We start from the raw sequence: 25200 nt of genomic DNA on the forward strand, positions 1-25200 counted from the left end.
CCGACATACGGAAGAATGACACCATGACCGAGCAAAGCGGAGCCCAGTGGCATGACGAACCGACCGACTACGGGCAGATCGGCAAGCTGCCCCGCACCGAGGCCGCCAGCGCCAAGGACACCGCTCCTCCGGCGAGCGTCATCGGCTCGCTCAACATCACCGCAGCCGCCGCGGACCCGGAACTCCTCGATCTCCCCTGGCACATCGCCCTGGAGGACTGGCCGGCCGAGAACCTCGCAGCCCTGCCCCGTGGTATTTCCCGGCACATCGTGCGTTTCGCGCATCTGGGCGGATCGGTCATCGCCATCAAGGAAACCTCGGAGCACGTGGCCCGCCACGAGTACCACATGCTCCGCAAGCTGGCCCGGCTGGACGTCCCCTGCGTCGAGCCGGTAGCCGTCATCACCGGGCGCACCACCGCGGACGGCAAGCCCCTGAACCCGGTGCTGGTCACCCGGCACCTGAAGTTCTCCATGCCGTACCGCGCGCTGTTCTCGCAGATGCTGCGCAAGGACACGCTGACCCGCCTCATCGACGCCCAGGCCCTGCTCCTGGTGCGGCTGCACCTGATCGGCTTCTACTGGGGCGATGTCTCGCTCTCCAACACCCTCTTCCGACGCGACGCCGGCGCCTTCGCCGCGTACCTGGTGGACGCCGAAACCGGCGAGCTCTACCCGGACCTGTCCACGGGGCAGCGCGAGTACGACCTCGAAATCGCACGCGTGAACATCGCCGGCGAACTCATGGACCTCCTGGACGGCGGGCTGATCGAGGACAAGGTGGACCCTGTGGCCACTTCGGAGCTCATCATGGATTCCTACCGGCGTCTGTGGGCCGAACTCACGGAGAAGGAGTCCTTCGAGCTTGGCGAACGGTGGCGCGTGGGCGCCCGCATCCGGCGGCTCAACGAACTCGGCTTCGACGTCGAGGAATACGCCATCAAGACCACCGCGGACGGCTCCACCATCCAGCTCCAGCCCAAGGTGGTGGACGCCGGCCACCACCAGCGGCGCCTGCTCCGCCTGACCGGGCTGGACGCCCAGGAGAACCAGGCCCGCCGGCTCCTCAACGACATGGACCAGTTCCGGGCGGACAACAACCCCGGCATGGACGAGGAATACAGCGCGCACCTGTGGGTGAGCCAGATCTTCGAACCGATCGTGCGCTCCATCCCCCGGGAACTGTCCGGCAAGCTGGAACCGGCCGAAGTGGTGCACGAGGTCCTGGAGCACCGCTGGTACATGAGCCAGAAACAGGACCGCCACATCCCGCTCGCCGAAACGGTGCAGTCCTACCTGGACACCGTGCTGCGGCACCGCCGCGACGAAGCCGCGATCATGCTCAATCCGGACACCGAACTGTTGAAGATCCTCGAGGTGGAAACCGAGGAGTCGCGGTACGACGAACTGGAAGAGTACCCGGACTCGGACGACTGACGACGACGGCGCCCGGCCCCCAAAGGCGGCCGGGCGCCGTCGTCCGTTCTGCCGGGCTGTTGCGGCCTTACGGCTCCAGCTTGCCGGCGAGGCCTGCGAGCACGGGCACGCGGCCAAGCTCGATGTGGGAGTACGCCAGGGAATAGGCCAGTTCCGCGTGGCCGCCCAGGATCGCCTTGCACAGTTCCACGTGCTCGTCGCGCTGGAGTTCGTTGCTGCGGTTGTGCGCCAGGCCGAAGATCCAGCGCATGCGGCCGAAAAGCGGTTTGACGGAATCAATCAGGAGGCGGTTGCCGGAGAGCCGCACGATCTCCGCGTGGAACGCGGCACTCAGCCGTACGACGTCGTCGCCCCGCCCTTCGTCGATGGCGGTCCGGCCGTCTTCCAGCAACTGGCGCAGGGTCTCGCCCGAGGCGCCCTGCCCCACCTGGACGGCAGCCAGCCGCGCGGCGAAGGTTTCCAGGCAGAGCCGCATGTCGAAGAAGTCATTGACGTCGCTGAGCGTCAGCCGCCGAACCACCGCGCCGCGGCGCGGGAAGGTTTCCACGAAACCGTCCTGCTCCAGGCGCTGGATGGCCTCGCGCACGGGGATCCGGGAAACGTTGTAGATCTCGGAAAGCGCACGCTCGCGGAGCCGCTCACCCTGGGCGTAGTCGCCGGCAACGATGCCTTCGAGGACCAGCTGGTAGACCTGTTCGGCCCGGGCTTCGTCATCCCGGCCATTCAGCGTTCCAGTCACCGGCGTCGACATGGGCTTGGCCCCTTTCCCGTTCACTGCCCCGGCAAGGACTCCGGGAGCTTGGCGGGTCAAACCGCCCATCACTTCAACCGAGCATACACGGGCGGCAACGCCTCATCCGCAGTTGGTATTGCGCCGTATTTCCGCATCTTTCCCGCCCGTCCTTCGACTCAGGTCTGGTATCCCAGAAGTAGCCGTTTTGTGATTTACATCGCATTTGCTCTAGCCTAACTTAGGTTTGGTATACAAGATGTTCCGGAGCGCGCTCCTCGAACCACGAAACGAGCTTTCCGTTGACCCAGCTTCAATCCCCGGCCGAACCTGGCACCGCGAGCGCGGCCACAGCCGAAGCCCGCCCTGCCGAGGCCCGTTCCCTGCTGGCTACCGCCTGGCTGAGGATCCGCCGCAGCAAGATCGCCCTGCTGAGCCTCTTCGTCGTAGTGGCCATCATGCTCTTCGCGATCCTCGCACCGGTCCTCAGTGCCATGTCCGGCAATGACCCCTTCACCTCGAACACCAGCCCGGAAGTCCTGGACGACTTCGAAACCCCGGGACTCCCCCTTCCCGGCTACATGTATCCTTCGGCCAGCCACTGGCTCGGCGTGGAGCCCGGCCTCGGCCGCGACCTCTTCGCACGCCTCGCCTACGGCGGCCAGGTGTCCTTGACCATCGCCCTGCTGTCGACGCTTGTCTCGGTGGTCCTCGGCACCGTGCTCGGCGCAGCGGCCGGCTACTTCGGCGGCAAGACCGATGCCATCATCAGCCGCCTGATGGACCTGTTCCTGGCGTTCCCGCACCTGCTCCTGGTCCTGTCCCTGACGCCCATCCTGCAGTCCCGCCTCCGGGACACCCCCCTGGGACAAGGCAGCTTCCTGCCCATGGCGTCCCTGGTGATCATCCTGGGCTTCTTCGGCTGGGCCTACCTTGCGCGCATCGTCCGCGGCCAGGTGCTGAGCCTGCGTGAACGGGAGTTCGTCGAGGCCGCCCGCTCCTTCGGCTCCTCCCACCTGAGCATCCTGTTCCGGCAGATCATCCCGAACGTCATGGGCGTCGTGCTGGTCTACGCCACCATGCTGATCCCCACCAACATCTCCGCGGAAGCCGCGTTGTCCTTCCTCGGCGTCGGCGTCAAGGACCCCACACCGTCGTGGGGCCAGATGCTCAACGCAGCACAGGCCGGCAACTGGTACCTCAGTGATCCGTGGTTCCTTGCCGTTCCCGGCGTCATGCTCGTCATCACGGTCCTGGCCTTCAACCTGCTGGGCGACGCCGTGCGCGATGCACTGGATCCCAAGGCCTCGCGCCACTGATCCCCTTCCCCCATCTGTTCCACCCGACGTTCCGTCACCTCCACTCAACTCCGTCACACCCACTCAAAGAGGAGAACCATGAAGAACAGCAGCAGGGCACTTGCCCTTGCCGTGCTGATCGCCACCGCAGCCACCGGTTGCGCGGCAGGTCAGAGCCAGCCCGGCAACACGTCGTCGGCGAAATCGGTCACCGATTCCGCGCCGCAGATCGTGAAGTCCGGCTTCAGCACCAAGGGCGGCAACGTCAACGTCCTGATGTCCTCTGACTTCCAGACCCTGGACCCCGGAAACAGCAACTACGTCCAGACGGCCAACGTCGGCCAGCTGTACTACCGCACGCTGACCATGGCAAAGGAAACCGCGGGCCAGCCGCCCAAGATCGTTCCGGACCTCGCCACCGATACCGGCAAGGTGTCCAAGGACGGCCTGAGCTGGACCTACACCCTCAAGGAGGGCATCAAGTTCGAGGACGGCACGCCGATCACCTCGGCGGACATCAAGTACGGCATTGAGCGCACCTTCGCGCAGGACGTGTACACCCAGGCCCCGCAGGAGCTCAACGCCGCGCTCGACGACGGCGGCTACAAGGGTCCGTACAAGAACCCTTCCGCCGTGCTCAAGGCAGTGGAAACCCCGGATGCCCGGACGGTGGTCTTCCACCTGAAGAAGCCGTTCGCCGAGTTCCCGGCACTGGCTTCCCGTTCCAACACCGCCCCGGTGCCGAAGGCCAAGGACACCAAGCTCGACTACACCAACCACCCGGTGTCCTCCGGTCCGTACATGGTGCAGTCCTACAGCCGCGGCAAGTCCCTCAAGCTGGTCCGCAACCCGCACTGGGATCCGGCCACCGACCCCAACCGCACCGCTCTCCCGGACACCTTCACCTTCACCTTGTCCACGTCCCAGAGCACCATCAGCCAGCAGCTGATCGCCAACTCGGACCCCAACGCCATCACGCTTGACTCCAACGGCGCGCTGCAGACCTCCGATTCGGCCAAGCTTGCCGACCCGCAGGTCAAGGACCGCGTGGCCTCAGGCCTGCTCGGCTGCAACGACGTGCTCAGCCTGAACACAGAGAAGCTCAAGGATCCGGACGTCCGCAAGGCGATCGCCCTTGCCTTGGACCGCCAGTCCATCCTGGTCCAGTACGGTGGACGCCGTTTCGGTGAGCTCACCCAGAGCCCGCTGAACAGCAAGATGGTGGGCTATGCCGATCCCGGCCTGGAGATCGACCCCGCGGGCAAGCCCAAGCTGGAAGAAGCCAAGAAGCTCCTCGAAGGCAAGGACTACCCGAAGACCCTCACGTACGGCTACGCCACCAACCGCGATGCCTACAAGAACACCGGCACCGTGGTCCAGCAGAACCTGAAGGCCCTCGGCATCGACGTCCAGCTGGTGCCGATCCCGGCGCCGAACTACTACTCCGTGCTGGCCAGCGACCAGCTGCCGGACATGGGCCGCTCCGGCTGGTGCGGCGGCGCCGACCCGTCCTCGGTCCGCACCTCGGCAGACCCGATCCTTGGCCCGAACAACGACGGCACCAGCTACGGCTTCTCCAACACCGCCCGCTACTTCGACCCGCAGGTGTCCAAGGCCATGTACGAACTGCGCAACACGGCCGGCACCTCCGAGGAGCTCGGCAAGAAGTGGGCTGAAGAGTTCAACAAGGCACTGAAGACCTACCCGATCATCCCGCTCATCCGCAGCCACACCAACAGCGTGGTGGGCTCCAACATCCGCAACGCCCAGGTGGGTTACTTCTTCGGCGGCATCGACCTCTCGATCGTCGGCGTCGAACACTAACCGGCCTCATCGCAAAGGAGACGCGGGCCGCCCGGAAGACCCCGGGCGGCCCGCAACCAGCACCATGATCCGTTTCATCCTCCGCCGGACAGGTTCACTGTTCCTGCTTCTCGTCGCAGTCAGCTTCATCACCTTCACCCTTTTCCAGCTTGGCCCCGCTGATCCGGCTTCCGCCGCCTGCGGCCAGGAATGCACCCCCGAGCGCGTGCAGGAGGCCCGCGTCGCCCTCGGCATGGACCAGCCCTTCTTCGTGCAGTACGCCGAGTACATGCGCGGCCTGGTCGCCGACCGCATGATCGGTGCCCCCGGCGCCGAATCGCTCTGCCAGTGGCCCTGCCTCGGCAAGTCGTTCCAGACCAATGAGAACGTCTCCGACATCATCGCCCGCTCGCTCCCCTACACCTTCTCCATGGCCATCGGTGCCCTGGTCCTCTGGACCCTCTCCGGCGTCGGGCTCGGCCTGCTGGCCGCCCTGCGCAAGGGCTCTCCCACGGACAAGTTCATTGTCGGCGCCGCCTCGGTGGGCGTTTCGCTGCCGATCCCGGTGACCGGCCTGTTCCTGCTGCTGGTCTTCGTCAACCAGCTGCACCTGCTGCCCTTCACCACCAACGAGATCAACAGCCCCTTCGGCCCGCAGGGGCCCTGGGCGTGGGTCCTGAACTACCTGCTGCCGTGGATCGCCCTGGCCGTGCTTTTCAGCGCCTCCTACATCCGGGTGACCCGCACCAACATGATCGAAACCTTCGGCGAAGACTTCATCCGGACCGCCCGGGCCAAGGGCCTGGCGCCCCGGACCGTCACATTCAAGCACGGCGTCCGCGCCGGCATCACTCCTGTGGTCACCATGCTGGGCATGGACATCGGCCTGCTCCTGGGCGGCGCCGTCCTGACGGAACAGATCTTCTCGGTGCCCGGCCTCGGCTTTACCGCCGTCCGCGCGGCTGTTTCCGGCGACCTTCCCGTCACCATGGCGATCACCATGCTGGCCGCCTTCTTCGTCATCGTCGCGAACGTCGTCGTCGACCTCGCCTACGCAGCCATCGATCCCCGAGTGAGGCTCCAGTGACCCAGTCCCAAACAAGCCCGACGGCGGTCGCCGCACCGGAGCCGGCCGCCTTCCTGGACGTCCGGAACCTTTCCGTGAAGTTCCCCACCGACGACGGCGTGGTCTCTGCCGTGAACGGCATGGACTTCACCCTGGACCGCGGCCAGACCCTCGGCATCGTGGGCGAATCCGGGTCCGGAAAGTCCGTCACCAGCCAGGCCCTCATGGGACTCCTCAAGGGAACTTCCGCGCAGGTCACCGGCCAGGCACTCTTCCAGGGCAAGGACCTGGTGACCTTGTCCGAAGCCGGCATGCGGCAGCTGCGCGGCCGGAACATCGGCATGATCTTCCAGGATCCGCTCTCGGCCCTGCACCCCTTCTATACAGTGGGCCACCAGATCGCCGAGGCGTACCTGGTCCACAACAAGGCGACGAAGAAGCAGGCCCGGGCGGCCGCCGTCGACATGCTGGGCAGGGTGGGCATTCCCAGCCCGGACATGCGCTTCGACGAATACCCGCACCACTTCTCCGGCGGCATGCGACAGCGCGCCATGATCGCCATGGCGCTGATCTGCGAGCCCGAACTGCTGATCGCGGACGAGCCCACCACGGCACTCGACGTCACCGTGCAGGCCCAGATCCTGGACCTCATGGCCGAACTCCAGCAGGAGACGAACTCTGCGCTCATCCTCATCACCCACGACCTCGGGGTTGTGGCAGAGGTGTGCGATGACGTCCTGGTCATGTACGGCGGGCAGTGCGTGGAATCGGGGCCGGTGGACGAGATCTTCTACGACACCCGGCACCCGTACACGCTTGGCCTGCTCAAGTCCATGCCGACCCTGACCACAGCATCCGGCAAGCTGAACCCGATTCCCGGCTCGCCGCCGTCGCTCCTTGCCCTGCCGCAGGGCTGCATCTTCAGCGCCCGCTGTGAGTACGCGTCCATGGTGGCCGACGGCCTGTGCCACAAGCAGCGTCCGGAGTTCACCGCCGAAGCCGGGCACGGCACCCGCTGCCACCTGGGCGGCGAACAGCTCCTCACCATCCGGACTTCCCGATAGGACCACCATGGAACAGCAGCCGATTCTCCAGGTGGAGAACCTCCAGAAACACTTCCCCGTCAAGGGCGGCCTTTTCGCCCCGGGCGGCAAACGCACCGTGAAAGCGGTCGACGGCGTCTCGTTCAGCCTCGGCCGCGGCCAGACTTTGGGGCTCGTGGGTGAGTCCGGGTGCGGCAAGTCGACCACCGGTCGGATGGTCGCCCGGCTGATGGACCCGACCGCCGGGCGGATCCTGGTGGACGGTGTGGACATCAGCCACCTGCGCGGCAAGGACCTCTACCATTTCCGCCGCAAGGTGCAGATGATCTTCCAGGACCCCTTCGCATCCCTGAACCCGCGGCAAAGCATCGGCACGGCCATCGCGGCGCCGATGGTGGCCCAGAAGATCACTCCGCCGGGCGGCCTGAAGAACCGCGTCAAGGAACTCCTGGAGCAGGTGGGCCTCAAGGCCGAGCACTACAACCGTTTCCCGCATGAGTTCTCCGGCGGCCAGCGGCAGCGCGTGGGCATCGCCCGGGCCATTTCGCTGAACCCGTCCGTGATCGCCTGCGATGAGCCGGTGTCCGCCCTGGATGTCTCGGTGCAGGCCCAGGTGGTCAACCTGCTGCAGGAAATCCAGAAGGACACCGGGGTTTCGTACATCTTCATCGCGCACGACCTCTCCGTGGTGCGGCACATTTCGGACCAGGTCGCCGTGATGTACCTCGGCAAGATGGTGGAGCAGGGCTCCCGGGACGAACTGTTCGCCGCACCCCGCCACCCCTACACCCAGGCGCTGCTGTCCGCCGTGCCGCTGCCGGACCCCAAGGCGGCCCGCGCCCAGCAGAAAATCCGGCTCCGCGGCGACCTGCCGTCGCCCGCCAACCCGCCCAGCGGCTGCGTGTTCCGCACCCGCTGCCCGCTGTTCGGCACGCTCAGCGAGGAACAGAAGCAGCTCTGCGTCGGCGAAGTCCCGACGCCCGCCGTCGCCGGTTCCCCTGCCTGCCACCACACCGCGCTGGCGAGCCCGCTCGCCGCGGGTGTGCAATAGACCCATCACTAGCAAAGGAGCATCCCTGTGAAAACCCTGATCCGTGCCGCCCGCCCCTGGGGACAGTCGCTGAGCGACGTCACCATTGCGGACGGCAAGATCACCGCCGTCGAACCCCATGACCCGGCCCGCCCGGCCGGCGACGCCACCGTCGTCGAGGGCCGCGGCCGCCTGCTGGTCCCGTCTTTCTCCGATGTGCACGTGCACCTGGATTCCACCCGGATCGGGCTGCCCTTCCGCGAGCACAGCGGCGCGCCTGGCGTCTGGGCCATGATGATGAACGACCGCCTGAACTGGCGCAAGGCCGAAGTCCCCCTGAACGACCGCGTCCGGGACACCCTGGGCCGCATGATTGCCCGCGGCACCACCCGGGTACGCTCCTACGCGCAGGTTGACGTGGACTGCAAGCTGGAACGCTTCGACGCCGTCATGGCCGCCAAGGAACACTTCAAGGACCAGGCGGACGTGGACATCATCGCGTTCCCGCAGGCCGGCCTGCTCCGGGAAGAAGGCACCCCGGAACTGCTCGAGGAAGCCCTGAAGGCCGGCGCCAACGTCATGGGCGGCATCGATCCCTGCACCCTGGACCGCGATCCCGTGAAGCACCTGGACATCGTGTTCGGCCTGGCAGAGAAATACCAGGTGCCCATCGACATCCACCTCCACGAGCCCGGCCACCTGGCTGTCTTCAGCACCGACCTCATCCTGGAGCGCACCCGCGCCCTCGGCATGCAGGGCAAGGTCACCATGTCCCACGCCTACTCGCTGGGCAGCGTCAACGAGGCCACCACCCGCCGGCTCATCGACGAATTCGCCGAGCTGGACGTGTCCATGGCCTCCGTCGCCCCGGGTTCCACCGGTGTGGCGGACCAGCTTCCCATCCCGCTGCTCTCCGAAGCCGGCGTCCGCCAGGGCCTGGGCCAGGACGGCCAGCGCGATTACTGGTCCCCCTACGGCAACACCGACATGCTGGACCGCACCTGGCAGCTGGCCTTCACCCACGGCTTCCGCAAGGACGAGCTGATCGAGCACTGCCTCGCGATCGCAAGCATCGGCGGCGCCAGCATCCTTGACCCCAACGCCACCCGGCTGAAGGGCACGGCCCACCGCCCCGGCGTCGACGTCGGAGACCCGGCCGAGCTGCTGCTGGTCGACGGCGAGACGGTCGCCTCCGCCGTGATGGACCGCGGCACGGACCGCACGGTCCTGCACCGCGGCCAGGTGGTGGCGGACCAGCTCGAGCTGGTCTAAGCCTCCCCCGCCTCAAGCGCGAACGTACACTTGGGGCCCCGAATCCGCGGATTCTGGGGCCCCATCTGTACGTTCGCGCTGTGACTTTAACGCCCGACGGCGGCCGGTTCCGTTGCGCGCCCGGCCGTCTCTCCGCCGTCGACCTCCGGACCGTTGACGGCGAGGAAGCCGGCCACCGCCACCAGCAGCGCAACGCCGGCGAGAAACACGAAGCTCGGTGCCCAGGTGCCGCTCCATTCGTGCAGGAGGCCGGCGGCGAGCGGGCCCAGGGAGGCGACGGCGAAGCCGAAGCCCTGGCTCATGGCGGACAGTCTTCCCGCCGTCCGGGGCCCCGAGGAGCGAAGAACGATGAGGGCCATGCCGAGTCCGAACGGGGCACTCTGGGCGAAGCCAAGGATGCCGATCAAGGGCAACTGCATCTCCGCCGGGGCCAGCAGGACGCCCAGCAGGGAGGCGGCGATCAGGAGCCCGAGTCCCGGAGCCATGATCCGCAGCACGGCAGGGCGGCCCGCGAAGACCGGCACCAGGAGGCCGGCGGGCAGCCCCGCGAAGCTGAACCAGGCCAGCATCGCGGCAGCGTCAGCGGGGCTGAGGCCCTTGGATTCGAGGAACACCGCCAGCCAGGATGTCACGGCGAAATAGAGCAGTGCCTGCAGCCCGAAGAAGGCCGCCACTGCCCACGCAGTGCGTTGCGTGCGCAGGCGCCGTCGGACCGGCCTTTCGGAAGTGTCCGCGTACAACGCCGCGCGACGTGGGCCGGTCTTCACGGCCGCCCCCACCACCACGCCGCCGAGCACTGCGGGCACGGCCCAGATCGCCAGTGCGCCACCGAGGCTGCCGCCAAGCGCCGCTTGCAGGGGCTGGACGAGTCCGGCGCCGAGTGCGGCGCCCAGCCCGAAGCCCATGGTGCACAGTCCGGTCCACCAGCCGGTGCCGTGGTACTCCTTGACGATCTGGGGCAGGAGCACGCTGGCCGTCATGATCGCAGCTCCGGCAAGGAAGGTCCCGGGGAGGAGGAGACCGGGAACGAGGGCGCGGGCTGCGAGCGCTGCAGCGAGGACGAACAGGGCAAGCGCCACCGCGCGGCCGGTACCGAGGCGTTTCGCCAGCCATGGACCGAGCGGGGCCGAGACGCCGAAGGCGAGCACCGGCAAGGCACCGAGGACCGGCAGCAGGTGCCCGTCCACGCCATAGCCGTGTTCGAGCCGGCCCATGACGACTGCCACGGTGGTGATGGCAGGCCGGAGGTTGACCGAGACGAGGAGGAGCGACACCATGACCGCAGCCGTGGACCATGCCACCATTGCCTTGGACGGCCGCCGTGCGCTCATGTATCCCCCTCGATCCTTTTTGGTATACCAAGAAAGATAGATCTCAGGGTGGCTAAAAGTAAATGAGCGTCCGAAGCGTGATCAATATGTCTTCATGTTGCAGCTTGGGATACCAGCGAGGGTGAACCAGCCAGACTTGCGCTAAATCGCCTTGCCCGGATTCATGATCCCCAGCGGATCGAACACGTCCTTGAGCTGCCGCTGCAGCGCGCGCACGGGTTCGGGGAGTTCCAAGCCCAGCCAGCGCAGCTTGTACTGGCCCACGCCGTGCTCCCCGGTAATGGTGCCGCCGAGCTGCAGGCCCACCTCGATGGATTCGTCCAACGCGGCGTTGAGCCTGCGGATGGTGGCGGCGTCAGTCAGTTCATCCACGCGGTCCGCCCAGAAGGTGGGATGCAGGTTGCCGTCCCCGGCATGCGCCACCACTTTGAGGCGGACGTCGTGCCGGGCTGCCATGTCTTCCAGCGCCGCGACGAAGTCCACCAGCTTGGACCGCGGCACGGCAATGTCTTCGCCCACGCGGAATTCGTCGTCCACCTCGGTGCCGCGGGCGTTGCGCCGCATGTCCACCAGCCGTTCGGCTTCCTCGCTGGCCTCGGTGGTCACCGTTGCTCCCCCGGCGGCCAGCACCTCGCGGACCACATCAGCTTCGGCCTCGGCGCCGAAACCGTCGGTCTGGACCAGCAGCAGGGAGTGGCCGCGCGCCAGCAGGCCGCTGCCGTTGATCTCGTCCAGCTGCTCCAGGCTCCCGCGGTCCAGGAGTTCCATGATGGCCGGCTGCACGCGCGCCTTGCCCACCGCAAGCACCCCCGCGGCCGCGCTGCGGAAGTCCGGGTAGAACGCCGCGATGGTGCGGACGTCCCGGGGCAGGTAGCGCAGGCGCACGGTCACGCCCACCACGATTGCCAGGGTGCCTTCCGAACCCACCAGCAGGGCGGTGAGGTCGTACCCGGCCACGCCCTTGAAGGTCTGGTGGCCGGTGTGCATCAGGGAGCCATCTGCCAGCACCACGTCCAACGCAAGCACGGAATCCCGAGTCACGCCGTACTTGGCGCAGCGCAGCCCGCCGGCGTTGGTGGCCACGTTGCCGCCGATCGAAGAGATCCTGAAACTCGCCGGATCAGGGGCGTACATCAGCCCGTGTTCGGCGGCAGCGGCGTTCAGATCGGCGTTGATGACGCCGGGTTCGACGACGGCGGTCTCGTCTTCCGGGTTCAGCTCCAGGATGCGGTTCATCCGTTCCATGCTGAGGACGATGCATCCCCGGATGGCGTGCGCGCCGCCCGAAATCCCCGTACCGGCACCGCGGGGCACGATCGGCACCCGGTACTTCGAGCAGGTACGCACAATGTGCTGCACGTCTTCCACCGACTCGGCCCAAACGACGGCGAGCGGCAGCTGCCAGTCGGTCACCGGGCCCTGGTCGATGGAATACGTGGCCAGGAGCCCGTCTTCGGCACTCACCTGCCCGGTGCGGAGGCCTTCGGCGAGTTCTTCCATGAATCCGGCCGGTGCTCCGGCGTCGAGCCCGTTCTCCCGGGCGTTTCCGGATGCTGTCTGCTGTGACACGGTGTTTCCTCACATGCGCACCGCGGACTTGCCAGGCCGGCAGTCTTCGCAGTGGTTCAGTGCCATCCAGCTTAGCCCGCCCCGGCCTGGGTCAAGCGGCGGCGCCGGCCGCGCCTCCGGAGCCTCAGCCCAGCAGCCACACCGCCGCCGCGGGGCCTGCCGCGCGGAAGCGTATCCCGCCGTCGTCGGAGGTACCCAAGGCAAGGCGCCCGACGGCGAGCGCGGCTTTCGCTCCCACCCCAAGTCCCGCGGGCAGCAGCTCCGCCGGAAGGACGGCGTCGGCCTCGTCCCGGGCGGCGACCACCAGCACGGTACTCCCGTCCAGTTCACGGACGAAGGCGAGGGTGTCGGCGTCGGCGTGGAGCCAGCGCAGGGACCCGGTGCGGAGGACCTGCTCGCGGCGGAGTGCGCCGAGCCCGGAGTACAACGCCCGGAGGTCCCGGACCACGCGCTGCGGCGAATCCCACGGCATCGGCGTGCGGGAGTGTTCGCCGTTCATGCCCTCCAGGCCGAACTCATCGCCGGCGAAGACGGTGGGCATGCCGGGAAGGGTGAAGGACAGCACGGCGGCAACGGCCTGCCCGCCGGGGATCATGGCGGTGGCGGCCCGGGCGGTGTCGTGGGTGTCGATCGCCACCAGGCTGTGCAGCCGTGCTGTCCAAGGGTAGGCCGCGGCAAAGGTGCGGTATTCGGCCACGAACTGCGCGGCCGTGATCCTGGGCGGGTGCGGCAGGGGCAGTCCGAAGTAGTTCACGGCGGTGCCATCGCTCAGCCAGGCCCACAGCGGCCGGGTGAAGGAGGCGTAGCTCATGGAGCCGTGGTAGGTGTCGCCCTGGAAATCGGGAGCGGCGTCGCTGGTGGATTCGGCCACGAGCAGCGCATCGGGGCATGCTTCCAGCGCGGTGTTCCGTACCAGGGACGCCACCTCGTGGTTCCAGTCCGCGGCGCCCAGCCGGCCGGTCATATTGCCGACGTCCACGCGCCAGCCGTCCAGCCTGAAAGGTTCGTTCAGCCAGTGCGCCACCACGGATTTGGGGCCTTCCACGAATTCGCGGCGCAAGCCGTCCGAGGCCCAGTCCAGCTTGGGCAGGCTCGGCACGCCCCACCAACTCTCATAGCTGCCATCCGGGCGGAAGTAGTAGAAGGACCGCTCCGCCGTACCGGGGTCGGCGAGCGCCGTGCGGAACCATTCGTGGGTGTCGCCGGTGTGGTTGGTGGTGAGGTCGCCGATCACCCGGATGCCGCGCTCGTGGCAGGCCTCCACCAAGCGGATGAGGGCCTCGTCCCCGCCCAGCAAGGGGTCCACGCGGCGGAAGCTTTCGGCGTCGTAGCGATGGTTGGAACCCGAGGGGAAGAAGGGCGTGAGGTACAGGACCTCGACACCGAGCACCGTCAAGTGGTCCAGGCGTTCCCGGACGCCGTCCAGGTCGCCGCCGAAGAACTGCAGCGGGGTGTACGGTCCCTGGTAGACGACGTCGGCGTCCCAGTCCGCGGGAACCGCCCAGTCCGGCGCGGTGCGGGTGTCTGCCTCGGCCGAACGGCCGAAGCGGTCCGGGAAGACCTGGTACATCACCGCGCCGGCGGCCCAGTCAGGTCCGGGCGCGGCGGTGGCCAGGCGGAAGTCCTGGGCGTCGGGAACGTCCTGGGCGTGCACGCCGGCAGCGTTCAGCCAGGTGATGCGCCCCTCGGGGTCGCGCAGCAGGAAGCGGTAGCGGACCAGCGGGTTGACCGCGTGGAGCTCCGCTTCCCACCAGTCCCAGCCGTCCGTGCTCGCCAGCCGGCGTGCCTCGGCGTACCGCGGCTCGCCGTCCTCGACCGTCCGCAGCCAGACGCGTCCGACGGCGGCCGGCCGCCCGCCGTCGGGCGTTCCGCTACCGGAAGGGCCGCCGTCGGGAGCCCCGGCAGCAGCCGCACCCGCCCAGCTGCGCATCCGCACCCGGGTGGTATCCCCGAGCGGTACCGGGCCGTCCGGCAGGTAGAGCGGGGAACCGTCGTGGTGCGCTTCAAAACCGAGCATGCTCATCCTTCCAAGAATCCATTCGCAACTGCGGGCCCGCGTTCCAGGAGGGCCCGGATGGCTTCGCCGATCACCGGGTCCACGGGGTACCGGGATTCCAGCCAGCCAAGCGTGGCGGATGCGGCCGCCCGGCACTTTCCGTAGCCCGGAACCATCTCCGCGAACGGCACGCCCGGCACGGACTCCGCCCGGCGGCTGGCGTCGAAGACGTCCCGCTGCCAGTGGACGGCCGGGTCCAACCGCAGCAGCGCAAGCACACGGTCCATGGCATGGACCTGGATGAAGCGGAACGCGGCCAGGTGTTCGCCACGCAGTTCACGGTGCAGCCCCACGTACAGATTGGTGAGGGCCTCGTTGAGGTGGAACTCCTCGGTATCCAGCACGGCCGGTGCCGGCACGGGCAGGTCCCCGAAGTTGAGGGCGTCGGGCTCGCGGCTCCAGGCAACCCGCACTCCCACCACCGGAAGCGTGTGGAACTCCTCGGAGGTGAAGACGGCGTATTCGGTGAACAGCCCGTCGTCGAACAAGGCCTTGCGCCCGTTGGCGTCGTTGACGAAGCTGTAGGACACTGTCCCGCCCAGCCCTTCGAGCCAGGAAGGATCCTCAAGCAACGCCGCCTTCTCCGAAGCGGAACCCGTAATCACGAAGAAGTCGATGTCCGAATGCTCATCGAAACGTTCGAACTCCGCGCCGGCCGAGCCCAAGCCCAGCACGGCAACTGTTCCGGGCCGTTCGGCGAGGCTGGCGGCCAGCCGGTCGAGCCGCCGGAGCGTGGGGTGCATCAGCCCTTGACCGAGCCTGCCGACAGTCCGGACACGATGTAGCGCTGCAGGAACAGGAACAGCGCCATGACCGGGATGGCTGCCAGCACGGCACCGGCGGCGAACACGCCCCAGTCCTCGGTGCGCTGGTTGGCTACGAAGGAGTACAGGCCCACCGCGAGGGTCTGGCTGTTGGGGTCGGTGAGCACCACGCTGGCGATCACGAATTCGCTGCTGATGCCGATGAAGGTCAGCAGGCCCACCACGGCCAGGATCGGGGTGACCAGGCGCAGGATGATGCCAAAGAAGATCTGCACGTGGCTGGCACCGTCCAGCTTGGCCGCCTCGTCCAGGGACTGCGGCACGGTGTTGAAGAAGCCGTACATGAGGTAGGTGTTCACGCCGAGCGCGCCGCCCAGGTACACCATGATCAGGCCCAGCTGGCTGCCGAGTCCCAGGGCCGGGATGATCTCGCCGATGCCGCTGAGCAGCAGGAAGATCGCGACGACGGCCAGCAGCTGCGGGAACATCTGCAGCAGGAGCAGGCTGAGCAGGCCCACGCGGCGGCCGGTGAAACGCATCCGGGAGAAGGCGTACGCGGCGAGCGCGCCCAGCAGGACGGAAGCGGCCGAGGTGATCAGGCCGATCACCATGGTGTTCACGAACCAACGGCCGAAGGGCCGCTGCTCGTTGCTGAACAGCTTGGCGAAGTTGTCCCAGGACACCTGGCTGAACAGGCTCGCGGAGCCGGCCAGGGTTCCGGTGGGGTTGAACGCCGCGGAGAGCACGTACAGCAGCGGGAACACCGCGAAGATGCTCGTGAGCACGCCTACCACGTGGCGCCAGCCCTTCTCGCGGAACCAGCGCTGGAAGCTGCGGCGGGGTTCTGCAGCAAGGGGTTCTGCAGCAAGGGGTTCAGTAGCAACACTGCTCATGTCAGTTCACGTCCTCGAGGGCCTTGGTCTGCTTGAAGCTGATGGCCGAGATCGCGGCCACGATGATGAAGATGACGATCGCCAGGGCGCTGGCCAGGCCGTAGTCGCGGCCCGTGCCCACGCCGAAGGCGCTCTTGTACACGAGGGTGATCAGGATGTCCGTGGCGCCGATGTCCCGCGTGGTGTCCTCGAAGCGCGGTCCGCCCGCGGTCAGCATGTAGATGACGTTGAAGTTGTTGAAGTTGAACGCGAAGGAGGAGATCAGCAGCGGGGCCACGGAGACCAGCAGGAGCGGGAGCTTGATGGACTGGAAGATCCGCCAGGGGCTGGCACCGTCCATCTTTGCGGCCTCGTCCACGTCTTCGGGCAGCGACTGCAGGGCGCCGGTGCACACCAGGAACATGTACGGGAAGCCGAGCCAGAGGTTCACCACCAGCACGCTGATCTTGGCCAGCACCGGGTCGGTGAGCCAGGCGATCCCGGCACCGCCCAGCAGCGCGTTGTTGATGAAGCCGAATTCGGGGTTGAGCAGGCCGGACCAGACCAGGCCGGAGAGGAAGGCCGGGAAGGCGTAGGGCAGGATCATGATGATCCGGTAGATCTTCTTGCCCTTGAGGTCGCTGCGGTTGAAGGTGATGGCCAGGAAGAGTCCCAGCGCGAAGCACAGGAACACGGAGACCACCGCAAAGGTGAAGGTCCACAGCGTCACCGAGAGCAGCGGTCCACGCAGCTCAGGATCGGTGAAAGCCGTGACGAAGTTCTTGAAGCCGACGTCGATCTTCCAGCCGGTGGCGAGCTTCTCGCCGGTATCGGAAACGAAGTCGCCTTCGCCGGAGTCCCGGTAGACCGTGCCGGTGTCGGTGTCGGTGAGGGTATCCGCGGCCTTGTCATAGACCATGTTCGAACGGAACACGTAGGCGTTGCTGCCGTCCTGGGTGCGGAGAGTGCCTGCCGCGGGGTCGTCGGAGAGCGGAACCACCAGGCCCAGCACGTCCTTCTGGTTCGCCACGATTTCCTGGAAGTTCAGGGTCCGGTACCCTGCCAGTTCCTTGGCCTTGCCGGTGGAATCCTTGACGGCGTCCGGGGCGTCTTCGAGCTTGGATTCGGTGGTCCCGAGCTGCGCTTCACCGTCCGGGTTGGTGACCAGCAGGTAGTAGCTGCCGCCCTTTTCCAGGACGGAGGTGCGGTAGGCGGGCGAATCCGGCACGCGTTTCTGGGAGGACGTCAGGATCGAGGAGATTGCATCCTCTTTGCTGCCGTTGTGTCCGTCGCCGTAGTTGGTGAAGGCGATATAGCCGGAGAAGACCACCACGAACACCTGGAACACCAGCAGGAACAGCACGCCGGGAGCCAGGTACTTGGCCGGCAGGCCGCCCGGGCGCAGGTAGATCCAGTTGATGCCCAGCGTGACCAGTGCGGCGATGGCGAGCACCGCCCAGGACTGGCTGAGGAACAACGCCGTGAGGATGTACACGGCCACGGCGTCCACCAGGCCGAGCAGGATGATCTTGGCCAGTGTCCCCTTCCAGGATTCCGGGCCGCGGCGGCCGGCCGGCAGGACCCGCCGGGGGCGGGACGGGGCAGCTTGCTGCGCGCCGTCGTCGGGCGTCACCTCAAGGGCGGGCTTGGTTGTTGGGGACATGGGAAGGTTCCTTCAATGGGGTCTGGCGTACGACGGCGGAGATCGCCAAAGCGCGCCCGTCCGGCGGGTGGGTTCCCGCCGGACGGGCGGCCGGGGAGGCTGCGGCTGCCGGCTATGCGGCCGGGGGCTTCGGGCGGCTAGGAGCCGATCTTGCCCTTGATGTTGGCGACCATCTTGGCCCATTCGGTTGCCGGATCGCCCTTGCCCTTGATGAGGGCCAGTTCGGTGGCGCCCCAGTCGGCCCAGACGGCGGACATTTCGGGGATGGCCGGCATCGGAACGCCCTGGGCGCCGATGTCACCGAAGGCCTTGACCACGGGATCGGAAGCAGCCTTGTCGAAGGAAGCCTTCAGGGCCGGCGGCAGGCTGCCGGTGGCGAACATGGCGTCCTGCACCGCTTCGGTGGTGAGGTAGTTGACCACGAATTCGTTGGTTGCCAGGGCGTTGGCGCTCTTGGCGCTCACGAAGAAGCCGTTGACGCCGATGAACGGCTGGGCGGGCTTGCTGCCGGTGGTGGGAAGCGGGTCGACGGCGAACTTGATGCCCTTCTTCTTCATGTCCGGCACGTTCCACGGGCCGGTGATGAAGTACGGGCTTTCGCCGGCAAGGAACTTCTCCTTGGCGATGCTGCCGGTGATGTTGGAGTTGAGCACCTTGGAGCCGGAGTCGCCCCATTCCTTGAGCTTGGCCGCGAACTCGGCGCCGCCCGGGCCGCCGAGGGCCAGCTGCTTGGGGTCGTACTCGCCCTTGTCGTTGGTGCCGAACACCGGAACACCCATGGAGGTCTGCAGCGGGTACAGGTGGTAGGGGTCGCCCTGCTTCGGGTCGAGGCCGGCGAGGAAGGCGTACTTGGCCTTGCCGGCAGCCACGGCTGCCTTGCCCTTGCTGAGGACCTCGTCAAAGGTGGTGGAGGCGCTGTCCACGATCGCGGTGTTGCGGACCAGGCCGATGTTCTCGATCGCGTAGGGCACGCCGTAGACGGAGCCGTTGTAGGTCATGGCACGGATGGCCGAGTCCTGGAACTGCGACTTCTTGTCGCCGAGTTCCAACGGGGCGATCACGCCGTTCTGGACAAACTTGCCCAGCCAGTCGTGGGGGCCGACCACCAGGTCCGGGCCCTTGCCGGTGGGCACCTGGGTGATGAAGTCGTCGCGTACGGCGGCGAAGTCCTTGATGACCAGCTTGACCTCGATGCCGGTGTCGGCCTTGAACTTCTCTGCAACGGCCTTCAGCGCCGGTGCGCGCTGGGCGTCAAGCCACATCGTGATCGTGGTGGCGCCGGAGGCGGCCAGGTCCTTCTTTGCCTCGGTCGAGGCCGGGCTGCTCGGAGCCGCGCCTCCGCAGGCGCTCAGGCCCATGACGGCCGCAAGCGCAGCGGCCCCAATGGTGAAGGTCCGGCGGCTCAGGCCAGGCTGCTCAGTGAAACGCACCATCGTTGGTGTCCCTTCTGGATGCTTGGGGAGATGAACAGATGTTCGGACTGAAGCTTGCTTCGCTGCCTCGCGAAGTGAACCGCCTCACATCTGGAAACGTTTCCAAATCTTACTCAGAACTTCCGCTGTTGCCAACAGTCCGGAGAAAAATCCGCGTAATCATGGGGGAAACTTCTTGCAAGCGTTTCCAGAATTTCAGCTCTGGTGCATAGAATGCACTATGTCTTCCACCACATTCGCGGCATCTTCGGCATCCGCCACGACCGCTGAGCACCCCGTCCTCGGCCCGCTTGAGCACATTCACGCCGCGGACTCCGACGATTCCTGGTGGCGTTCCGCCGTCATCTACCAGATCTACCCGCGCTCCTTCCGTGACGCGTCCGGCGATGGCGTCGGCGACCTCCCGGGCATCACTGCCGAGCTGCACCACATTGCCGGGCTGGGCGCGGATGCCATCTGGCTATCCCCCTTCTACGCCTCCCCGCAGCGCGACGGCGGCTACGACGTCGCGGACTACTGCGCAGTGGACCCGCTCTTCGGAACACTCGACGACTTCGAACAGCTCAGCGCACGCGCGGCGGAACTCGGCCTGCGCATCATCGTGGACCTGGTCCCGAACCATTGCTCCGCCGAGCACCGGCTGTTCCAGGCCGCCCTCGCCGCCGCGCCGGGCAGCCCCGAGCGGGAGCACTTCATCTTCCGCGACGGCCGCGGCGAGGCCGGCGAGCTGCCGCCGAACAACTGGCAGTCCCACTTCGGCGGCTCCGCCTGGACCCGCATCACCGAGGCTGACGGCACCCCCGGCCAGTGGTACCTGCACCTCTTCGACTCCAGCCAGCCGGACTTCAACTGGGACAACCCTGCCGTTGCCGCCGAGTTCGAACGGGTCCTGCGTTTCTGGCTGGACCGCGGTGTGGCCGGTTTCCGGGTGGACGTCGCCCACGCGCTGGTCAAGGCTCCGGGCCTGCCGGATTGGGGAGGAAAGGCCGACGGCGGCTCCTCCGACGGCTTCCCTGGCCACGAAGCGCCGATGTTCGGCCAGCCGGCCCTGCACGACATCTACAGCCGCTGGCGGGAAATCCTGGCCGAATACGGCGAGGACCGCATCCTCTGCGCGGAAGCCAACGTCGACCCCATCGAACGCATGGCCGCCTGGGTGGCACCCGGCCAGCAGCACCAGGCCTTCAACTTCCCGTTCCTCGCCACGCCGTTCGAGGCTGAGCCGCTGCGCGCGGTGGTGAGCCGCTCGCTCGCGGCGTTTGACGCCGTCGGCGCCCCCACCACCTGGGTGCTCTCCAACCACGACGTCGTCCGGCACGCCAGCCGCCTCGGCCTGAGCGATCCCGGGCTGGGTCTCGGCGATGGCATCGGTCCGGAGCACCCGCAGCCGGACACCGCGCTCGGCCGCCGCCGGGCACGTGCCGCGAGCCTTTTCATGCTCGCACTGCCGGGAAGCTCCTACCTCTACCAGGGCGAGGAACTCGGCCTTCCGGACAACACCGCCATCCCGGCCGAGCGCCGCCAGGACCCCACCTTCCACCGGACCGGCGGCGAACGGGTCGGCCGCGACGGCTGCCGCGTGCCGCTGCCTTGGCGTGCAGGCGAAGGCGCCCACGGCTTCAGCCCAACGGGCATGAGCTGGCTGCCCCAGCCACACGACTGGGATGTGCTCGCCCGGGACGTCCAGGCTGCGGATCCGGCTTCGCACCTGTCCATTTACCGCCGCGCCCTTGAGCTCCGCCGGGAGTACGGCCTGGGCTCCGGTTCGCTTGCCTGGGCCGAGTCATGGTGCCGTCACGGAGCGCTTGCCTTCGTCAATGGCACTATTCTGGTGATGCTGAACCTCGGCAACGAATACGTCGAACTCCCTGATTTCGACATCCTGCTCAGCAGCCAGCGCAAGGACGGACGGGTCCTCGCCCCGGGCGAGGCCGCATGGCTGAGCCTCTCCCCGCAGGCCTGAGCACGAACCATTAACGAAGAGGACGGAGACCGCTGTGAGCGTGAGCATCCGTGATGTCGCGCAATCAGCCGGCGTTTCCATGGCCACCGTTTCCCGCGCCCTGAGCGGGCGCGGGAACGTCTCCGAGCGCAGCCGGCAGCGCGTCCTGGACGCCGCCGCCGAGCTCGGTTTCGTTCCGTCCTACAACGCGGCCAGCTTGGCGTCCGGGCGCACCCGGAACATCGGCGTCATGCTGCCCACCGTGCAGCGCTGGTTCTTCTCAAGCGTCCTGGAGGGCGCCTCGGGCGCCCTCCTCGAGGCCGGTTACGACCTCACCCTCTACACCACGGGCGAGGAGCCGGGCCAGCGGCAGAGCGTGCTGAACGACTTCCTCCTCCGCCAACGGCTCGATGGCATCGTGGCGGTGTCGCTTGAACTCTCCCCGGAGGAAGTCGAACAGTTGCTGCGGGTCAAGCGCCCCGTGGTGGGACTGGGCGGTCCGATCGAGGGCGTCGCTACCCTTCACATCGACGACGTCGAAACCGCCCGCCGCGCCACGCAGCACCTGATCGGTTTGGGGCACCGGGAGATCGCCCACCTGAGCGGTTCGCCCGAGTTCGAGCGGGACTTCGCCCTCCCGGTGAACCGGCGCGTGGGCTTTGAGACCGCCATGAACGACGCCGGCATCCCCGTCCGTCCGGAGTGGCTGGTCCCCACCGATTTCACCGTCGCCGGTGCGCACGCCACAGCCAAACGGCTGCTCGGCTCGCCGTCAGGACGCCCGACGGCGGTATTCGCCGCCTCGGACGAGATGGCCATCGGCGTCATCACCGCAGCCCAGGAACTCGGGCTGCGGGTGCCCTACGATCTTTCCGTGATCGGCATCGACGGCCACGAACTCGGCGAAGTCTTCGGCCTCACCACCTTCGATCAGGCACCCCGCCGACAGGGCGTGGACGCCGTGCGCATGCTGTTGAGCCAGCTCGACGGCGACGCCGCACCCGTGAGTGGCATTGTCGAGCCCGAGTTCGTGGTGCGCCGCAGCACGTCCACGCCGCCCCAGGCACACTGAGCGTCCTCTAGCCCACCTTTGCGGGCGAAAGCGGCCGTTCCATGGTCAGCTCATGCTTGGCGGACGCTTCTCCCCCGGGGCCATGGGGGAACGGCTTGGAATGGCCCGTAAAGGTGAATCCATGGCGCAGATAGAAGGCCTTGGCCCGTGCGTTGTCCTCGTGGACGCCCAGTTCCAGGACGGCAGCACCAAGATCCAGTGCGGCCACCCGGCAGGCTTCTTCCAGAAGGTCCTCGGCAAGGCCCAGTCCACGGTAGGCGGGAGCCACATATACACTCAGGAGCATCGCCCGGCGGGGCTGGTGTCCACCTTCTGCGCCCGGTTCATCAAGCACCACGCGCATCAGTCCACGGACCCGCGGATCGTCGGGACCGCCGTCGGCCACCAGTGTCACATTGCTTCCGCTCGACATCGCGGCGGCCCGCTCCTGCCACTGCGTATCGGTCTGGCGCCGCGCGGCAGACAACGTTTCAAGATAGGCCAAGGGGCTGTCCGCCAGCATCTCAAGGCGCACCGCCTTGAACAACGCCCAGTCATCCCGGACCAGCCGTCGAATCCTAGCCATCCGAGCCGCCCATGAAGCGGACGTAGCGGGCCAGGACACCCGGCCAGCCTTCCTCGTACGAGGCCCGCGTAGCCACAGGGTCCTCGGCGCCCTCCCACCCTTCGTGGACCAGCCGGACTTCCGTGCCGCCGTCAACTGCCCGGAATGCGACGCGGAGCTCGGTGGACCACAGTGCCGTGCTCGCCGGGTACCAGCTCGCATGGAAGGACAGCGGTGGTTGCCAGTCGTCAATGGTGCCCCAGACGGACGTCCGTCCGTCCTCGGCAGTTTCCAGGATCAGGTTCTCTTCGAATTCAACATGGGAGCCGGCACCGTAAACGCTGTGCTCCTCCATGGGCCACCACAAGTGCGGGTGGTCGGTGAAGCCCATGAACGCATGGGACACCGGGGCCGGGACCACCACCGTGAAGACAAGGGGCTCCAGGTCGAAGGCCTGCCGGTCAGGGCCGGGTTCCGGGTGGCTGAAAAGGCTGTCCATGGGCAACAACTCTACCGGGATGGAACGGGGCGCAAGCCTCATGGGCAGAGCTCACCATTGGCACGCCGGCACCGCGCTGCCAGACTCACAAATGAGAGCACAGCTCGACTTAACCGCATTCAGGGGCCAACGGTCCCCGGCAAATGGAGAAACTTATGTGCAATGACCACCACGGCCTTGAACAGGCACGCAACCTCGCCGCAGCTGCCGGCAGTCCGCTGAACCGTCGGCTCTTCCTGGGCGGCGCAGCAGCGGCAGCAGTGGGCGGCTTCGCCCTCCTGACGGCAGGCCCGGCTGCCGCGGCCACATCCCAGAACGGCTGGCCGGCGTCGACCACGCTGCCGCTCAGCACCCTCACTGTCGGTGCGGTGACCTTCCCGCAGGGTGTGCGCAGCGGCGCACCCCACACCATCCTTGGCTACGTCGCCCGCCGTTTCAACAATGAGGTGGAAACCCTCCGCAAGGGAGAGTGCTGGGGTTACAACTTCCGGACAATCAGTGGCAGCTCGTCCTATTCGAACCATGCAAGCGGGACGGCGATCGACGTCAACGCGCCGGAACACTTCCTTGGGGCTTCCGGCACCTTCAGCGCAGCGCAGGTACGGGCCATCCGTTCCATTCTTGCCGCATGCGACGGTGTTGTCCGCTGGGGCGGCGATTACTCGACCCGCAAGGACGAGATGCACTTCGAACTGAACCGGGGCCCGAGCGACCCTGCCGTAGCGGCACTCGCCCGGAAGCTCGGTGGAAGCTCCTCGACTCCCGCCCCGGCGCCCACCTCACCCACGTGGCGGGTTGTGCGGCGCGGGCAGCAGGGTTACTACGTGGTTGCCCTGCAACGGCTCCTCCGCCAGCACGGCCGTACGCTCACGGTGGACGGCGTCTTCGGTTCCGGCACCGAGGCACAGGTCATCGGCTTCCAGCGTTCCCGGGGCCTCGTTGCCGACGGCATCGTTGGAGCCAAGACCTGGACGGCGCTCCAAGTTACCCGGCAGGAAGGCAGCAGGGGCCACGCAGTCTTCGGCATCCAGCACTGCGTGAGCGTGAAGGGCTTCCGCACCACCCAGGACGGCATCTTCGGCCCGGGCACTAAGTCGGTGGTTATCGCCTTCCAGCGTTCCAAAGGCTTGGCCGCTGACGGCGTGGTAGGACCGCGCACCTGGGCGGCCTTGGTGGCATAGAAGCCCTGCCGCGGTAGAAACACGGGATGTCCTGGACTTCGCAGTCCGGGGCGTCCCGCGCTGATACCCAAATGGAAGCACATCTATGTTAAACAGTTCAGGCCCCGACATTCGTTGTCGGGGCCTGAACCTTGAAAGTATGTCCGGCGGTGTCCTACTCTCCCACACCCTCCCGGGTGCAGTACCATCGGCGCTGTGGGTCTTAGCTTCCGGGTTCGGAATGGGACCGGGCGTTTCCCCCACGCTATGACCGCCGTAACCCTTGTACCCGTCCCCGTGTGTGGGGTGGGAAGTCTTTGTGGTTACCAGGTGCTTGCTGGTTCTGTATTTTGTTGTGTTGGTTCCCGTTGGTGTTGTTGGTTGGGAACCACATAGTGGACGCGGAGCATTGATCGTTACCACCGCCTTTTTGGGGTGGTGTGTGGTGTAAGTTGTTGGCCTATTAGTACCGGTCGGCTTCGACAGTCGTTGGTCCTGTCTTCCACGTCCGGCCTATCAACCCAGTGGTCTGGCTGGGGGCCTTCAACACCCGAGGGTGTTTGGAAATCTCATCTTGAAGCGAGCTTCCCGCTTAGATGCTTTCAGCGGTTATCCCA

General features: G+C 67.0%; 20 protein-coding genes and 2 rRNA genes. 10 read left to right on the forward strand and 12 right to left on the reverse strand.

Annotated features, from left to right (window positions below; translation table 11 throughout):
* Positions 1 to 23: 23 nt before the first annotated feature.
* Positions 24 to 1436 carry a DUF4032 domain-containing protein gene (locus tag BIU82_RS04830; protein ID WP_070348335.1) on the forward strand — a complete coding sequence of 471 codons (1413 nt, stop codon included), beginning with the start codon at positions 24 to 26 and terminating at the stop codon, positions 1434 to 1436.
* A 67-nt stretch (positions 1437 to 1503) separates the two neighbouring features.
* Here the strand turns inward: BIU82_RS04830 and BIU82_RS04835 are convergent, their stop codons facing one another.
* Positions 1504 to 2187, reverse strand: coding sequence for a GntR family transcriptional regulator (locus BIU82_RS04835; protein ID WP_253182687.1), 684 nt, complete (start codon positions 2185 to 2187; stop codon positions 1504 to 1506).
* A 281-nt stretch (positions 2188 to 2468) separates the two neighbouring features.
* On the opposite strand from BIU82_RS04835, the gene BIU82_RS04840 reads away from it, so the two are divergent.
* The 6 genes from BIU82_RS04840 to BIU82_RS04865 all read left to right on the forward strand — a co-directional run bounded on the left by BIU82_RS04840 (position 2469) and on the right by BIU82_RS04865 (position 9678).
* Positions 2469 to 3485 (forward strand): ABC transporter permease, encoded by a 1017-nt coding sequence (locus BIU82_RS04840; protein WP_070348337.1) that lies wholly within the window; start codon positions 2469 to 2471, stop codon positions 3483 to 3485.
* Between the two features lie 78 nt (positions 3486 to 3563).
* On the forward strand, positions 3564 to 5288 hold the full coding sequence (locus BIU82_RS04845) for an ABC transporter substrate-binding protein (RefSeq protein ID WP_070348338.1): 1725 nt from the start codon (positions 3564 to 3566) through the stop codon (positions 5286 to 5288).
* A gap of 64 nt (positions 5289 to 5352) precedes the next feature.
* Complete coding sequence (locus BIU82_RS04850; protein ID WP_070348339.1) at positions 5353 to 6354, forward strand: ABC transporter permease; 1002 nt, start codon at positions 5353 to 5355, stop codon at positions 6352 to 6354.
* Positions 6351 to 7397, forward strand: coding sequence for an ABC transporter ATP-binding protein (locus BIU82_RS04855; protein ID WP_070348340.1), 1047 nt, complete (start codon positions 6351 to 6353; stop codon positions 7395 to 7397). The genes BIU82_RS04850 and BIU82_RS04855 overlap by 4 nt, the downstream gene beginning before the upstream one ends.
* Before the next feature lie 7 nt (positions 7398 to 7404).
* Positions 7405 to 8427 (forward strand): oligopeptide/dipeptide ABC transporter ATP-binding protein, encoded by a 1023-nt coding sequence (locus BIU82_RS04860; protein WP_070348341.1) that lies wholly within the window; start codon positions 7405 to 7407, stop codon positions 8425 to 8427.
* 27 nt (positions 8428 to 8454) lie between these two features.
* Positions 8455 to 9678, forward strand: coding sequence for an amidohydrolase family protein (locus tag BIU82_RS04865; RefSeq protein WP_070348342.1), 1224 nt, complete (start codon positions 8455 to 8457; stop codon positions 9676 to 9678).
* An 86-nt stretch (positions 9679 to 9764) separates the two neighbouring features.
* Here BIU82_RS04865 and BIU82_RS04870 read toward each other — a convergent pair whose 3' ends face one another.
* The 7 genes from BIU82_RS04870 to BIU82_RS04900 all read right to left on the reverse strand — a co-directional run bounded on the left by BIU82_RS04870 (position 9765) and on the right by BIU82_RS04900 (position 19366).
* A complete protein-coding gene (locus tag BIU82_RS04870) occupies positions 9765 to 11009 on the reverse strand; it encodes an MFS transporter (RefSeq protein WP_083292196.1) in 1245 nt (414 codons plus the stop codon).
* A 141-nt stretch (positions 11010 to 11150) separates the two neighbouring features.
* Entirely contained in the window at positions 11151 to 12509 is a 1359-nt protein-coding gene (locus tag BIU82_RS04875) for an FAD-linked oxidase C-terminal domain-containing protein (protein ID WP_070348362.1), read from the reverse strand.
* Between the two features lie 193 nt (positions 12510 to 12702).
* A complete protein-coding gene (locus BIU82_RS04880) occupies positions 12703 to 14595 on the reverse strand; it encodes a glycoside hydrolase family 13 protein (protein ID WP_070348343.1) in 1893 nt (630 codons plus the stop codon).
* 2 nt (positions 14596 to 14597) lie between these two features.
* Positions 14598 to 15377 (reverse strand): hypothetical protein, encoded by a 780-nt coding sequence (locus BIU82_RS04885; protein WP_070348344.1) that lies wholly within the window; start codon positions 15375 to 15377, stop codon positions 14598 to 14600.
* Entirely contained in the window at positions 15377 to 16291 is a 915-nt protein-coding gene (locus tag BIU82_RS04890; RefSeq protein ID WP_070348345.1) for a sugar ABC transporter permease, read from the reverse strand. Before BIU82_RS04890 ends, BIU82_RS04885 begins: the two co-directional genes overlap by 1 nt.
* Position 16292: 1 nt before the next feature.
* Positions 16293 to 17933 (reverse strand): ABC transporter permease subunit, encoded by a 1641-nt coding sequence (locus BIU82_RS04895; protein ID WP_070348346.1) that lies wholly within the window; start codon positions 17931 to 17933, stop codon positions 16293 to 16295.
* 137 nt (positions 17934 to 18070) lie between these two features.
* The gene (locus BIU82_RS04900) at positions 18071 to 19366 is read right to left on the reverse strand and encodes a maltose ABC transporter substrate-binding protein (protein ID WP_070348347.1); all 1296 of its coding nucleotides are present in this window, start codon (positions 19364 to 19366) and stop codon (positions 18071 to 18073) included.
* Between the two features lie 220 nt (positions 19367 to 19586).
* Here BIU82_RS04900 and BIU82_RS04905 point away from each other — a divergent pair, with 220 nt between their 5' ends.
* Both BIU82_RS04905 and BIU82_RS04910 read left to right on the forward strand, forming a co-directional pair.
* Positions 19587 to 21329, forward strand: coding sequence for a glycoside hydrolase family 13 protein (locus tag BIU82_RS04905; RefSeq protein ID WP_070348348.1), 1743 nt, complete (start codon positions 19587 to 19589; stop codon positions 21327 to 21329).
* A 34-nt stretch (positions 21330 to 21363) separates the two neighbouring features.
* Positions 21364 to 22380, forward strand: a complete 1017-nt coding sequence (locus BIU82_RS04910; protein ID WP_290439147.1) for a LacI family DNA-binding transcriptional regulator — start codon at positions 21364 to 21366, stop codon at positions 22378 to 22380.
* Positions 22381 to 22387: 7 nt separating this feature from the next.
* On the opposite strand, the gene BIU82_RS04915 is transcribed toward BIU82_RS04910, so the two are convergent.
* Positions 22388 to 22945 carry an N-acetyltransferase gene (locus BIU82_RS04915; protein WP_253182688.1) on the reverse strand — a complete coding sequence of 186 codons (558 nt, stop codon included), beginning with the start codon at positions 22943 to 22945 and terminating at the stop codon, positions 22388 to 22390.
* Positions 22938 to 23423, reverse strand: a complete 486-nt coding sequence (locus BIU82_RS04920) for an SRPBCC domain-containing protein (RefSeq protein WP_070348349.1) — start codon at positions 23421 to 23423, stop codon at positions 22938 to 22940. The genes BIU82_RS04915 and BIU82_RS04920 overlap by 8 nt, the downstream gene beginning before the upstream one ends.
* Positions 23424 to 23578: 155 nt before the next feature.
* Between BIU82_RS04920 and BIU82_RS04925 the strand changes: the two genes are divergently transcribed.
* Positions 23579 to 24604, forward strand: a complete 1026-nt coding sequence (locus tag BIU82_RS04925; protein WP_083292198.1) for a peptidoglycan-binding protein — start codon at positions 23579 to 23581, stop codon at positions 24602 to 24604.
* Positions 24605 to 24745: 141 nt separating this feature from the next.
* On the opposite strand, the gene rrf is transcribed toward BIU82_RS04925, so the two are convergent.
* Together rrf and BIU82_RS04935 are read right to left on the reverse strand one after the other, a co-directional pair.
* Positions 24746 to 24862, reverse strand: a 5S ribosomal RNA gene (rrf, locus tag BIU82_RS04930).
* A 163-nt stretch (positions 24863 to 25025) separates the two neighbouring features.
* Positions 25026 to 25200, reverse strand: a 23S ribosomal RNA gene (locus tag BIU82_RS04935); the annotation flags it as partial.

This window comes from Arthrobacter sp. SW1 (genome assembly GCF_001766675.1).
In the GTDB taxonomy this organism is placed as follows: Bacteria; Actinomycetota; Actinomycetes; order Actinomycetales; family Micrococcaceae; genus Arthrobacter.